Below are 14,195 nucleotides of genomic sequence, written 5' to 3' on the forward strand. Positions count from 1 at the left end.
GGGCGTCATGTCTAAGTTTTTTATTGAACGCCCGATATTTGCATGGGTTATCGCGATCATTGTGATGCTGGTAGGGGCGATTGCGACGCTCAATCTGCCGGTTAACCAGTATCCGAATATCTCGCCTCCGGCGGTTTCCATCTCCGTTACCTATCCCGGTGCCAGTGCCGAAACCACGCAAAACACCGTGGTACAGGTGATTGAGCAGCAGCTCAACGGTCTGGACGGCTTACGCTATCTGGAGTCGAGCAGTGCGTCGGACGGTAGTGCGCAGATCATCGCTACCTTTAATCAGGGCATTAACCCGGATATCGCCCAGGTACAGGTGCAGGACCGTGTGTCCCTGGCCGAATCTCAGCTACCGACTGATGTGACACAGCAGGGCATCCGTATCCGTAAGTACCAGAAAAACTTCATGATGGTGGTGGGGTTGATCTCGAAAGACGGCAAGCTGACCAACGGCGACCTGGCCGATATGCTGGTGTCGAAGCTGGAAGATCCGATTTCACGTACTCCCGGTGTCGGCGACTTTATGGTGCTGGGTTCAGAATACGCCATGCGTATCTGGCTCGATCCGGCCAAGTTGTATAAGTACAACCTGATGCCAAGCGATGTCAGTACGGCTATCGATAACCAGAACGTGCAGGTTTCTTCCGGTTCGTTGGGCGGGCTGCCAACGATTCAGGGCGCCAAAACCCAGGCGACCGTGCTGGGCAAAACCCGTTTCACCACGGTGAAACAGTTTGAAAACGTGCTGCTGAAAGTGAACAGCGACGGCTCGCAAGTGCGCCTGAAAGATGTGGCGTCCGTGGCCCTTGGTCCACAGAGCTACGGCATTGATGCCACCCTGAACGGTAAGCCTGCGGCCGGTATCGCGCTGCGTCTGGCGACCGGTGCTAACGAACTGAACACCGCCAAAGCAGTACGTCAGACCATTGCTGACCTGAAAGACGCCTTGCCGGATAACGTGGAAGTCACCTATCCCTACGACACCTCGCCGGTAGTGAGCGCCTCCATCGAAGAAGTGGTGAAAACCCTGATCGAAGCGGTCATCCTGGTGTTCTTCGTGATGTTGGTGTTCCTGCAAAACCTGCGCGCGACCCTGATCACCACCCTGGTGGTGCCGGTGGTGCTGCTGGGGACATTCGGTATCCTCGCCGCCTTTGGTTACAGCATTAACACCCTGACGATGTTCGGGATGGTGCTGGCGATAGGGCTATTGGTGGATGATGCCATCGTGGTGGTGGAGAACGTCGAGCGTGTGATGCACGAAGAAAAGCTCGATCCGAAAACCGCCACCATTAAATCGATGCAGCAGATTCAGGGGGCGTTGTTCGGTATCGCACTGGTGCTGTCGGCGGTACTGCTGCCGATGGCCTTCTTCTCTGGTTCGACCGGGGTTATTTATCGTCAGTTCTCGATCACCATTGTGTCCGCAATGGCGCTGTCGGTGATTATGGCGTTGATCTTTACCCCGGCGCTCTGTGCCACCTTCCTGAAAGCCAGTTCGGCAGAACACAAAACTACCGGGTTTGCCGGTTGGTTTAACCGTAAATTCGACAGCGGCGCGATGCACTACACCCGTGGGGTGAATAAAGTGATCTCGCGTCGTGGCCTGTTTTTGGTGGTGTATCTGGTGATTGTGGGCGTGACCGGCTTCCTGTTTACCCGAGTGCCGACCACCTTCCTGCCGAACGAAGACCAGGGTCTGATGATGGTGCAGATGACCTTGCCGGTAAACTCGTCGTCGCAGCGTACCCAGCAGGTCATCAACGATCTGAATGATTATCTTCAGAAAAATGAAGCCTCGGTGGTGACCACCACCTTTGGCGTGGCAGGGTTTAACTTCGCCGGTCGCGGGCAGAGTAACGCTATGGCGTTTGTGCGCCTGAAGGACTGGGGAGAACGTACCCACAGCGGCCAGAGCGTGCAGGATTTGGCGAACCGGGTCATGGCTCACTTCGCCAACTACAAAAACGCCAAAATCTTCGCCATGGTACCGCCCGCGGTGATGGAACTGGGGAACGCCACCGGTTTTGACCTCTACTTGCAGGATACGGGCGCGCACACCCACCAGCAGATGATGGATGCCACGCATCAGCTGATTGATCTGGCAAACAAAGATCCACGTCTGGCTCAGGTGCGTATGAATGGCCTGGAAGATGAACCGCAGTATCAACTGGAGATCAATGACGAGAAAGCCAGCGCGCTGGGCCTGAGCATGACCGACATTAATAACACCCTGTCGGTGGCCTGGGGTTCGAGCTATATCGACCAGTTTATGTATAACGGCCGCGTGAAAGAGGTCTATCTGATGGGGAAAGCGGATTCGCGTGTCACGCCGTCCGACCTCAATAAATGGTACTTCCGTAACTCCAGCGGCACCATGGTTCCGTTCTCCGCATTTGCCTCGGGTAAATGGGTATATGGTTCGCCCCACTTCGAACGTTTCAATGGCCTGACGGCGGAAGAGATTCTTGGTTCCCCGGCACCGGGTAAGAGTACCGGTGAAGCGATGAAAGCCGTAGAAGATCTGGCAAAACAGTTGCCGAGCGGCTTCCGTGTGCAGTGGTACGGCATCTCCTATGAGGAACAGGCTTCCGGTAACCAGACCACGCAGTTGTATGCCATCTCGATTCTGGTGGTATTCCTGTGTCTCGCCGCGCTGTATGAAAGCTGGTCGATTCCGTTCTCGGTGATTCTGGTGGTGCCACTCGGCGTGCTGGGTACCATTTGCGCCGTGTTGCTGCGCGGCTTGCAGAACGACGTGTTCTTCCAGGTTGGGTTATTAACCACCGTCGGACTGGCGGCGAAGAACGCCATATTGATTGTTGAATTTGCCAAGGAGCTGCACGAACGGGAAGGTAAGAGCCTGATTGAGGCGGCGGTGGAAGCAGCACGCCTGCGTATCCGCCCGATTATCATGACCTCGATGGCCTTTATCCTCGGAGTCCTGCCGCTCACCATCTCTAACGGTGCCGGCGCGGGCAGTCAGCACTCCATCGGTACGGCGGTAGCGGGCGGGATGATTACCGCAACCTTCCTCGCCATCTTCTTTGTGCCGATGTTCTACGTGGTGGTGTCGCAATTCTTTGCGCGTAAGAAAAAAGCATCCGTAGAGGGGGTGCAGCATGATAACTAAAACCTTCAATTGGGCGTTGCTGCCGCTGGCCGCCGCACTGGGCTTAACCGGTTGTACTATGGAGCCGCATTACCAGCGGCCATCCATGCCAGTGGATGCGCGCTACGATCAACCCACGGCGGTGGGCAACGTCGCGGATTTGCCGTGGCAGAACTTCTTTAATGACGCGACGATGCGCAACCTGATTCAGCTCTCGCTCGACAACAACCGCGATCTGCGTGTGGCGGCATTAAACGTGGAAGAAGCGCGTAACGATGTGACGGTGCAGCGTGCGGCATTGATGCCATCGATTGACGCCACCGCCAGTCAGACCTCGGCGCATGAGCCGGGTAATCTGTACAACACTAAAACCACCGGTCCGGTGACCTATCACGAGCTGAACGCCGGTCTGGGCGTTACCTCGTGGGAGCTGGATTTCTTTGGTCGTTTGCGCAGCCTGCGTGATCAGGCTCAGGAAACGTATCTCTCCACGGCGGCCACGGAACGCGCCACCCGCATCTCGCTGATCTCCGAAGTCGCGACTGCATGGCTGACCTTGTGTTCGGATAATGATCTGCTGCATCTGGCACAGAACACCGCGCAGAGCCAGCAGGACTCGTACCGTCTGACCAAAATGAGTTACGACGGCGGCGTCAGCAGCGATCAGGATCTGGCGGAAGCGGAAAGCACGGTGCGCGCCGCCGAAGCCGACGTTGCCAGCTACACACGTCAGGCGCGTCAGGATGTCGATGCGCTGCGGCTGTTGGTCGGCACCGATTTACCGGTATCGCTGTTGTCACATGCCACGCTGGACGCAAACTGGCAGTTCCCGGCTACGCCTGCCGGGTTGCCGTCAGATTTGCTGACGCGTCGCCCGGATGTGATGGCGGCTGAGCATACCCTGAAAGCGGCTAACGCCAATATTGGCGCGGCGCGTGCCGCCTTCTTCCCGAGTATCACGCTGACCGCCTCCGGCGGATCAACCAGTAGCTCGTTGGGCAGTTTGCTGGGTGGTGGCACCGGAGCCTGGTCGTTTGTGCCGTCAATTAATCTGCCGATTTTTGACGGTGGCAAAAACGAAGCCAACCTGAACATCGCGCATATCGAGAAACGCATCGAGATCGCCAACTATGAGAAAGCGATCCAGACCGCGTTCAAAGAAGTGAACGATGCGCTGGCGGGGCAGGACACCTGGCAGGATCAAATGTCGGCCCTGCAAAAAGAGGTAGGTGCGAACCAGCGCGACTACGACTATTCTGAATTGCGTTATAAGCAGGGCGTTGATAATTATCTCAATGTGTTAGTCGCCCAACGTTCGCTTTACAGTGCGCAACAGTCGTTGATCAGCGCGCATCTGGGCCAGTTAAGCCAGAAAATCACGCTGTACAAGGCATTGGGTGGCGGCTGGAAATCCTGAGCTTCTTAACGGAATCCTTACGGTTTGAGCATGGAAAAAATCCTGCTCTTCCGCCGATAATACGCCCGGTAATGATTTACCTTTGAAATAATCCCCTGCTTTTCAGGGGATTTTCCATTTATCTGATGACCTGAAGAACCTAATGAAGACCAACGTACCTCGCTCCGCTTTCTCTCGCTGGCTGAAATGGCTGCTGCTGTTAGTTGTGCTGTTAATTGTCGCTGGCGTGATCTGGCGCGTAGTCGGGGGGCATGCGCCGGGTGGTATGCCATCGGGTGGTGAACGTGGCGGTCGCAGTGGTCATCGTCCGGCCGGTGGTCCTCCGGGCATGGCGATGATGATGGGCGGTGCAACCCTGGTGCATAGCGGTGTGGCCAGTACGGCGGATGTGCCGGTCTACCTTAATGCATTGGGTACGGTGATCCCCAACGCCAGCGTGACCGTCACCAGTCGGGTGGCGGGCCAGCTGGAAAAAGTCTACTTCACCGAAGGACAAAAAGTGGCAGCGGGCCAGTTGCTGGCGCAGATCGATCCGCGCAGTTATCAGGCGACGCTGGCGCAATATCAGGGCGATCTGGCACAGAACCAGGCGTTACTGAAAAGCGCAGAGCTGACGCTGACACGCTATAAAAAACTCTATGCGCAGGACTCGCTGGCGCGTCAGGATCTCGACACGCAAACCGCCACGGTCGGCCAGTATCGGGGTGCGGTGGCTGCCGATGAAGCGCAGATCGCCAGCGCCAAACTGGATATCGAATATTCGCGTATCACCTCGCCGGTCAGCGGTCGCGTCGGCTTACGCCTGGTCGATCCCGGTAATATGATCCAGACCACCGACACCACCGGCATTGTGGTGGTGACACAGATGCAACCGGCGGCGGTGACCTTTAGCGTGCCGCAAAGCAATATCCCGCAGCTGACCAAAGCGCTGCACAACAATCAGAGCCTGCCAGCGACGGCATTTGATCAGGACAACACCACGGTGCTGGCGCAGGGTGACGTGCGCTATATCGGTAACCAGATCGACACCAGCACCGGCACCATCGAACTGAAAGCCAGCTTCCCGAACGAAGACGAGTCGCTGTTTGCTAACCAGTTCGTCAACCTGCGTCTGCAAACCGATACGCTGAAAAATGCCACGGTGATCCCGGCGCAGGCATTGCAGTTGAGTAGCGACGGCAGCTTTGTGTTCATCATCAACAAAGACAACACCGTGACGCGCAAAGCGGTCACCACCGGCCCTGCCTTCGGTGAGGATCAGCAGGCGATCCTGAAAGGGGTTGAACCGGGCGATCGTCTGGTGACGGAAGGTATCGATCGCCTGACCGACGGCAGTAAAGTGACGCTGGCCGATGAGAGCAAACCGACTGCGACCGCCGAGGCCAAATGAACCCGTCACGCCTGTTTATCCAGCGTCCGGTCGCTACCATCCTGTTGATGGTCGGCGTGCTGATCTCTGGCATCTTCGCTTATAAGTTTCTTTCCACCTCGGCGCTGCCGCAGGTGGATTATCCCACCATCCAGGTGACCACCTTGTATCCCGGTGCCAGCCCGGATGTGATGGCTTCTTCCGTCACCTCGCCGCTGGAGCGCCAGCTCGGACAGATGGCGGGGCTGAGCCAGATGACCTCCACCAGCTCCGGCGGTTCGTCGATCATTACCCTGAAGTTCAGCCTCGATCTGTCGCTGGACGTGGCCGAGCAGGAAGTGCAGGCGGCAATTAACGCTGCCAACAACCTGTTGCCGAGTGATTTGCCTAATCCGCCGACCTATAAAAAGGTCAACCCGGCAGACAGCGCGGTGATCACTCTGGCGGCAAGCTCCGATACGCTGCCGCTTACCCAGGTTCAGGATCTGGTGAATACCCGCGTGGCACTGAAGCTGTCGCAGATCTCCGGCGTCGGTATGGTGACGCTGGCGGGCGGCCATCAACCGGCCATCCGCGTGCAGATGGATCCAAGAGCGCTGGCGGCGCACAACCTGACGCTGGAAGACGTCAACACCCTGATCAGTAACGGCAACGTTAACGGTTCGAAAGGGGGCTTCGACGGCAAATATCACTCCGTCACCATCGATGCTAACGACCAGCTTCGCACCGCCGAAGAGTACGGCAACCTGATTATCACCTACCAAAACGGTGCTGCGCTGCGCCTGAAGGATATCGCCCATATCGAACAAGGGCCGGAAAACAGCTTCCAGTCGGCCTGGGCCAACAACAGCCCGGCGATTGTGATCAGCGTGCAGCGTCAGCCTGGGGCGAATGTGATTCAGGTGGTGGATGCGATCAAAGCCAAATTGCCGACCTTGCAGGCCGCACTGCCGGATGGCGTGAAGATGAGCATCCTGTCGGATCGTACGCAAACCATTCGCGCTTCGATCAGCGACGTACAGTTTGAGTTGATGCTGTCGGTGGCGCTGGTGGTGATGGTGACCTTCCTGTTCCTGCGCAATATCGCGGCGACGCTGATCCCCAGCGTGGCGGTGCCGCTGTCGTTGATTGGCACCTTTGGCGTGATGTATCTGGCCGACTTTAGCCTGAATAACCTGTCGCTGATGGCGCTGACCATCGCCACCGGCTTCGTAATTGACGATGCCATCGTGGTGGTGGAAAACATCTCGCGGCGACTGGAGGAGGGCGAAACGCCAATGCAGGCGGCGTTGAAAGGATCACAGCAGATTGGTTTTACCATTATCTCGCTGACCTTCTCGCTGATTGCGGTGCTGATCCCGCTGCTGTTTATGGGCGATGTGGTGGGGCGTCTGTTCCGCGAATTTGCTATCACCCTTGCGGTATCGATTCTGGTGTCGATGATAGTGTCGCTGACGCTCACCCCAATGCTGTGTGCTTATTTGTTGCAGCATATCCCGCCGGAGAAACAATCGCGCTTCTCGCGCAAGGGCGGCGAGTTCTTTGACAAGCTGATTCGCGGTTACGACCGCATGCTGACCATCGTCCTTAACCACCAGAAGCTGACGTTGCTGGTGGCGCTGGCAACCTTCGCACTTACCGCGTTGCTGTACATCGCTATCCCGAAAGGCTTTTTCCCGACGCAAGATACTGGCCTGATTCAGGGTGTGACCATCGCGTCGCAAGATGTGTCCTTTAATGAGATGTCGAAACGTCAGCAGGCGCTGGCGCAGGTGATTCTGAAGAATCCTTCGGTGGAAAGCCTCTCCTCCACCATCGGCATCGACGGCACCAATACCAGCCTTAACAGCGGCAGCATTCAGATCAACCTCAAACCGTTTGGCGAGCGTGATGATAAAGCCGACGTGGTCATTAAGCAGCTGCAACAAGCCGCCGCGCAGGTGACGGGTATTCAGCTTTATCTGCAACCGGCGCAGGATCTGACGGTCAACGACCAGGTCACACCGAATCAGTATCAGTTCACCCTCGACGATGCCGACAGCGAAAACCTGGTGAAATGGACGCCACAACTGGTTGCTGCGTTACAGAAACGCCCGGAATTTAACGGCGTGGTGAGCAATTTGCAGGATCAGGGGCGCGTGGCGTACGTGGAGCTGAACCGCGACAAAGCTGCGCGCTATGGCATTACCGCTGCCGATGTCGATACTGCGCTGTATAACAGCTTTGGTCAGCGTCTGGTTTCCACCATCTTTACCCAGGCGAACCAGTATCGCGTGGTGCTGGAGGTGGCGCCGCGTTTCCAGCAGTCGCCAGCCTCGTTCGACGATGTCTGGCTGCCCTCGACCACCAGCACCAGCGATAGCAGCTCCAGCAGCAGCACCACGACATCATCGTCCAGCAGCACCACGAGCAGCTCGACCTCCAGCAGTTCTGATTCGAGCAGCAGCACCACCACCGGTATGGTGAAACTGACCTCGATCGCCACCATTCATCAACGCACCGGTTCACTGATGCATATGCGTCTGAACCAGTTCCCGGCGGTGATGGTGTCGTTCAACCTCAACAGCGACTATTCGTTGGAGGATGCGCAGAAAGCGATTGCCGACGTGACGCAACAACTGAATCTGCCTTCGAGCATCACCTTGCGTTATCAAGGTGAGACTTCCGCCTTCCAGAGCGCCACCAGTAACACGCTGTGGCTGATTCTGGCGGCGCTGATCACCATGTATGTGGTGCTGGGCATTCTGTACGAAAGCTTTATCCATCCGGTGACCATCCTCTCCACGCTGCCATCGGCGGCGGTCGGAGCGCTGTTGACGCTGCTGCTGGCTGGCAGCGAGTTCAGCCTGATTGCGTTGATCGGGGTGATCCTGCTGATCGGTATCGTGAAGAAGAACGCGATTATGATGATCGACTTTGCGCTGGAAGCGGAAAACAAACAGGGGATGAGTCCACGCGATGCTATTCATCAGGCGTGTTTATTGCGTTTCCGCCCGATTCTGATGACCACGATGGCGGCGCTGCTCGGTGCGTTGCCGCTGATGCTGGCCTCCGGCTCTGGCGCAGAACTGCGTCAGCCGCTCGGCCTGGTGATTGTCGGCGGATTGATCGTCAGCCAGGTGCTGACGCTGTTCTCCACCCCGGTGATCTACCTGTGGTTTGATGGTTGGGCGCAGCGCGGCAAGCGTTTCGTGCAACGCAAACAACAGCAGGCGCGAGGCGAGCAATGAATTTGACGCGGCTGTTTATCTTCCGCCCGGTTACCACCTTACTGCTGACGCTGTCGATCATGCTGCTCGGCCTGCTGGGCTACCGGTTGTTGCCGGTAGCGCCGCTGCCGCAGGTGGATTTCCCGACCATTATGGTCAGCGCCAGTCTGTCTGGTGCCAGCCCGGAAACCATGGCCGCCACGGTGGCGACACCGCTGGAGCGCTCGCTCGGCCAAATCGCCGGTATCACCGAGATGACCTCCAGCAGCTCGCAGGGTTCCAGTACCATTATTTTGCAGTTTGAACTGGACCGCGATATCAACGGCGCAGCGCGTGATGTGCAGGCGGCGATTAACGCGGCACGCAGTTTGCTGCCCAGTTCAATGGAATCGCTACCGACCTATCGCAAAGCCAACCCGTCGGATGCGCCGATTGTGATGCTGGCGCTGGTATCGGCGACCCGTACCCCAGGTGAACTCTACGATCTGGCGGAGAGCAAGATTGAGCAGGCGGTAAGCCAGGTGCAAGGGGTGGGTGAAGTGTCGCTGATGGGCAGTGCGCTGCCTGCGGTGCGTATCGACCTGCAACCGCAGAAACTGACGCAGTACGGAATCTCGCTGGACACGGTGCGTACCGCCATTGCCGACAGCACCACCAACTTACCGAAAGGCATCCTGCAAGGTGACAGCCAATCCTGGGTGGTGGACAGCAACGGCCAACTGGATAAAGCGGCGCAGTACCGCAATCTGATCATCACCTATAAAGACGGCAAAGCGGTACGCCTGCATGATGTCGCCACCGTCTATGACTCGATAGAAGACAAGTACCAGGCCGGTTTCCTTAACGCTACCCCGTCGGTGATGGTGGGGATTAAGCGCCAGGCGGGGGCTAACATGCTCGATACCATCGACGCCATCAAAGCCCAGTTGCCGGAGCTGGAAAAAGATCTGCCCGCCGATACCCAGTTGAAGGTGGTGGTAGACCGTTCGCCGACGGTGCGCGAATCTCTGTACGACACCGAAGAGACGCTGTTGATTGCCGTGATGCTGGTGATTGCGGTGGTGTTTATCTTCCTGCGTAACGTGCAGGCGGTAGTAATCCCGGCGCTGGCGCTGCCGGTGTCGCTGATTGGCACCTGTGCGGTGATGTATTTACTTGGCTATAGCCTCGATAACCTGTCACTGATGGCGCTGATCATCTCCACCGGTTTTGTGGTTGATGATGCGATTGTGGTGCTGGAAAATATCACCCGCCATATCGAAGAAGGGCTTAGCCCGCTGCGTGCCGCCTTACGGGGTGCGCAGGAGGTGAGTTTCACCGTGCTGTCGATGACCATGTCGTTGATTGCGGTGTTTATTCCTATCTTGTTGATGGGCAGCATTGTCGGGCGTCTGTTCCGTGAGTTTGCGGTAACACTGACCATCTCGCTGCTGATCTCGATGTTTGTCTCGCTCAGCCTGACGCCGATGTTGTGCGCGCGCCTGCTGAAGGCCAAACCGAAAGTCACCCAACGCCCGCACCCGGTGTATCAGTTCATTGAAAACCAGCTCAATGCGCTGCTGGCCGCCTACTCGCGCGGTCTGGCGTGGGTGATGACACACCAGAAAATCACCATGTTTAGCCTGGTGCTGACCGTGTTGCTCAACCTGTTCCTCTATTCGGTGGTACAGAAGGGCTTCTTCCCCAACCAGGATACCGGCCTGCTGATGGGCGCGTTGCGCGCCGACCAGAACATCTCGTTCCAGGCAATGAAGCCGAAGATGCTGGAGTTCACCAAAATCATCCAGTCCGACCCGGCGGTGGAGAGCGTGATGTCATCAATGGGGAGCGGCATGTTTGGTTCGCGTAACAGCGCCAACTTCTTTGTGCGTCTGAAGGATTTTGATCAGCGCAGCGCGACCGCGACCGAAGTGGCTAACCGCCTGAGCATGAAAACCAGCCATATTGCCGGTGGGCAGATGTTCCTGATGGCGGCGCAGGATCTGCATATTGGTGGCCGTAGCGCCAACGCCACCTATCAATACAGCTTACAAGCCGACGATCTTGACCTGCTGCGTACCTGGACACCCAAAGTGCAGGCGGCGCTGGCAGCGATCCCGCAGCTAAACAGCGTCGATTCCGACTCGCAAACCGGCGGTCAGGAAGTGGTGATCAACATCGATCGCGATCGGGCGAAGATGCTGGGCGTTAACGTGCAGATGATCGACACCATGCTGAATAACTCCTTCAGCCAGCGACAAATTGCCACGCTGTACCACACGCTCAACCAATACCATGTGGTGATGTCGTTGCAGGATAGCTACACCCGTGACCCGGACATTTTGCAACAGTTGTTTGTGGTGAATGACAGCGGCGATCGCGTGCCGCTTTCGGCATTCGCCACCTTTAAGGGCGGCAACGCGCCGTTGTCGGTGGCGCATCAGGGCCAGTCAGCGACCAGCACCATTGCCTTTAACCTGAATGACGGCGTGTCGCTGGAACAGGCGCAGGCGCTGATTAAGCAGGCGATGGCGAAACTGGGCCTGCCTTCGACGATTCAGGCGGGCTTTGCCGGGACGGCGGCGGCCTTTGCCCAACTGACGGCCACCATGCCGTGGTTGATTCTGGCAGCGCTGGCGGCGGTGTATATCGTGCTGGGCGTGTTGTATGAAAGCTATATCCACCCGATCACCATCCTGTCGACGCTGCCCTCGGCAGGGGTGGGGGCGCTGTTGCTGCTGTTGCTGACCAATACGCAACTGACGGTGATTGCGCTCATTGGCATCATCTTGTTGATCGGTATCGTGAAAAAGAACGCCATTATGATGATCGACTTCGCCATCGATGCGGAGCGCCGCCTTGGCCTGACGCCACAACAGGCGATTACGCAGGCCTGTCTGATGCGCTTCCGTCCAATCATGATGACCACGCTAGCGGCGTTCTTTGGTGCCTTGCCACTGGCGCTGGGCAGCGGTGGTGACGCCGATCTGCGTAGCCCGCTTGGTATGGCGATTGCCGGTGGTCTGGCGCTCAGCCAACTTCTTACCCTGTTTACCACGCCGGTTGTTTATCTCTGGCTCGATAGTCTGAGCCGCGCCACGAAACGTCAGTGGCGGCGGTTGCGTCATGCGGAATCCTGATCCATGAAAATGTCGTTATCTGTTACCCCGATCGTTATGGCGCTGTTGCTGGCAGGCTGTACCGTTGGCCCTGATTATCAGCGTCCGACGATGGCGATGCCGACCCATTTTAAAGAGGCCAAAGGCTGGACTCAGGCCATGCCGCAGGATGATAAGAGCAAAGGTGAATGGTGGTCGGTCTACCACGATGCCACGCTCGACAGCTTGCTGCGTCAGGTCAGCATCTCCAACCAGAACGTTGCCAACTATGCGGCGCAATATCGTGAAGCCCAGGCACTGGCGGGGCAGTCACGCGCCGAGTTGTTCCCATCGGTCAGCTATGACGCCAGCAGCACCCGCAGTGGCAGCCGTGCCAGTACCACCGGGCAGCGCAGCGTCAGCAACAGCCATCAGGCTGAGCTGAGCGCCAGTTGGGAACTGGATCTGTGGGGCAAACTGCGCCGCACGCTGGAAGAGAACAAAGCCAGCGCTCAGGCGAGTGCGGCGGAACTGGCGAATATCACCCTCAGCGCCCAGTCCGAACTGGCGCAGGACTATTTCCAGTTGCGCATCATGGACGAAAAGATCGCCCTGTATCAGCGCAGTGTTGATGCCTATCAGCGTTACCTGACGGTGATTCAGAACAAATATCAGGCAGGCAGCGAATCACGCGCCACCCTGGCGCAGGCTCAGATGCAACTGGAGAGCGCCCGTGCCTCGGCGCAGGATTACCAGTGGCAGCGCGCCCAACTGGAGCACGCCATTGCGTTGCTGATTGGCCGTGCCCCGGCGGATTTCTCACTGCCGGTGGCGAAGCTGGAAGCGACCTTACCGGAGATCCCCAACAGCATTCCGTCGCAGTTGTTGCAACGCCGCCCTGATATCGCCTATGCCGAACGTAACGTCGCGGCAGCCAATGCGGCGGTGGGGGTAGCGATTGCCGGTTACTACCCGGATCTGACCCTGAGCGCCAGTGGCGGCGTCAGTTCATCAACCTTCAGTAATCTGTTCTCGCTGCCGAACCGTGTCTGGTCGCTTGGCCCGGAACTGAGCGGCACGCTGCTGGACTTTGGTGCCACCTCGGCGAAAGTGGAACAGGCGAGGGCTTCTTACGACGCCAGTGTCGCCAGCTATCGCCAGGCGGTGCTGGAAGGGATGCAGGAAGTGGAGGATTACCTGGTGGAGCTGAACACGCTGAAAGGCGAACTGGTTTCACTGCAACTGTCTACTGCTGCTGCGCAGGAATCGGCACGCGTGACGCGGAATCAGTATGAGGCGGGGATGATCGATTATCTCGACGTTGCCACCACTGAAAACAGCAGCCTGAGTGAGCAGCAGACCCTGCTGTCAACGCAAAGCACCCAATGGGTGACCAGCGTAGAGTTGATAGCCGCGCTGGGTGGGGGTTGGCAGGCGGATAAATCGCAATAACGGCTGGTGCGGGTTTCGTTCGCCATAGGCTGATGTAGTTGCAGCTCGCCGGTGCGGCGACCGAGCAAAGGGTGACTGGCCGCACCCTTTGCACTCCCCGGCCCTGCGCCAGCCTCTTTTTTTGCGCGATAAATCGCGCCGCTACGGGTAACGTGCTGCCATTTGTAGCGGCGCGATTTATCGCGCAATTAAGAGAGCACCTGGCTTTCAGGCGATGGGGTGGGCGGCATCCGCAGCGCCGAGCGCAGAGGGAAGGCCAGGACGAGCCGCATGGATGCGGCGAGAGAGCGGAATGAGCCAGGGATGGCGAATCCGCGCGTGCCGTATGGCCTGAGTGATAAGCGAGGGCACAGCGCTATGCGCTGCGCGAGGACGGCGCAAGGCGCGGATTGCAAAGGTCCGCGCCCTCGGACCTTTGCCCGTCCGCCTGCACGTTGCGGCTGAAACTGCCTAATGCCTGGCGGGCGGAACCCTCTCAGTGCCAAACCGCTGCCTGACACGTAACACGATTTATCGTGCAGCCCCGCGCGATAAATCGCGCCGCTACTTG

General features: G+C 57.9%; 6 protein-coding genes. All 6 read left to right on the plus strand.

Translation table 11 applies throughout. From position 1 onward, the window contains the following. Positions 1 to 7 precede the first annotated feature (7 nt). The 6 genes from CTZ24_RS12670 to CTZ24_RS12695 all read left to right on the plus strand — a co-directional run bounded on the left by CTZ24_RS12670 (position 8) and on the right by CTZ24_RS12695 (position 13,645). Positions 8 to 3,142, plus strand: a complete 3,135-nt coding sequence (locus CTZ24_RS12670; protein WP_021184588.1) for an efflux RND transporter permease subunit — start codon at positions 8 to 10, stop codon at positions 3,140 to 3,142. Then, a complete protein-coding gene (locus CTZ24_RS12675; RefSeq protein WP_208723698.1) occupies positions 3,132 to 4,538 on the plus strand; it encodes an efflux transporter outer membrane subunit in 1,407 nt (468 codons plus the stop codon). The genes CTZ24_RS12670 and CTZ24_RS12675 overlap by 11 nt, the downstream gene beginning before the upstream one ends. Positions 4,539 to 4,680: 142 nt before the next feature. Continuing rightward, on the plus strand, positions 4,681 to 5,928 hold the full coding sequence (locus tag CTZ24_RS12680; protein ID WP_208723699.1) for an MdtA/MuxA family multidrug efflux RND transporter periplasmic adaptor subunit: 1,248 nt from the start codon (positions 4,681 to 4,683) through the stop codon (positions 5,926 to 5,928). Next, positions 5,925 to 9,137, plus strand: a complete 3,213-nt coding sequence (locus CTZ24_RS12685) for an efflux RND transporter permease subunit (protein ID WP_208723700.1) — start codon at positions 5,925 to 5,927, stop codon at positions 9,135 to 9,137. Before CTZ24_RS12680 ends, CTZ24_RS12685 begins: the two co-directional genes overlap by 4 nt. After that, entirely contained in the window at positions 9,134 to 12,235 is a 3,102-nt protein-coding gene (locus CTZ24_RS12690; RefSeq protein WP_208723701.1) for an efflux RND transporter permease subunit, read from the plus strand. Before CTZ24_RS12685 ends, CTZ24_RS12690 begins: the two co-directional genes overlap by 4 nt. 3 nt (positions 12,236 to 12,238) lie before the next feature. Beyond that, positions 12,239 to 13,645 carry an efflux transporter outer membrane subunit gene (locus CTZ24_RS12695; RefSeq protein ID WP_208723702.1) on the plus strand — a complete coding sequence of 469 codons (1,407 nt, stop codon included), beginning with the start codon at positions 12,239 to 12,241 and terminating at the stop codon, positions 13,643 to 13,645. The last annotated feature ends 550 nt before the right edge of the window (positions 13,646 to 14,195 follow it).

Origin of the sequence: Pantoea phytobeneficialis (genome assembly GCF_009728735.1) — a bacterium.
In the GTDB taxonomy this organism is placed as follows: domain Bacteria; phylum Pseudomonadota; class Gammaproteobacteria; order Enterobacterales; family Enterobacteriaceae; genus Pantoea; species Pantoea phytobeneficialis.

Excerpts from the sequence above, each read along its gene's own strand:
- CTZ24_RS12670 (WP_021184588.1), top strand. The coding sequence starts at position 8 with ATGTCTAAGTTTTTTATTGAACGCCCGATATTTGCATGGGTTATCGCG.
- CTZ24_RS12675 (WP_208723698.1), top strand. The coding sequence starts at position 3,132 with ATGATAACTAAAACCTTCAATTGGGCGTTGCTGCCGCTGGCCGCCGCA.
- CTZ24_RS12680 (WP_208723699.1), top strand. The coding sequence starts at position 4,681 with ATGAAGACCAACGTACCTCGCTCCGCTTTCTCTCGCTGGCTGAAATGG.
- CTZ24_RS12685 (WP_208723700.1), top strand. The coding sequence starts at position 5,925 with ATGAACCCGTCACGCCTGTTTATCCAGCGTCCGGTCGCTACCATCCTG.
- CTZ24_RS12690 (WP_208723701.1), top strand. The coding sequence starts at position 9,134 with ATGAATTTGACGCGGCTGTTTATCTTCCGCCCGGTTACCACCTTACTG.
- CTZ24_RS12695 (WP_208723702.1), top strand. The coding sequence starts at position 12,239 with ATGAAAATGTCGTTATCTGTTACCCCGATCGTTATGGCGCTGTTGCTG.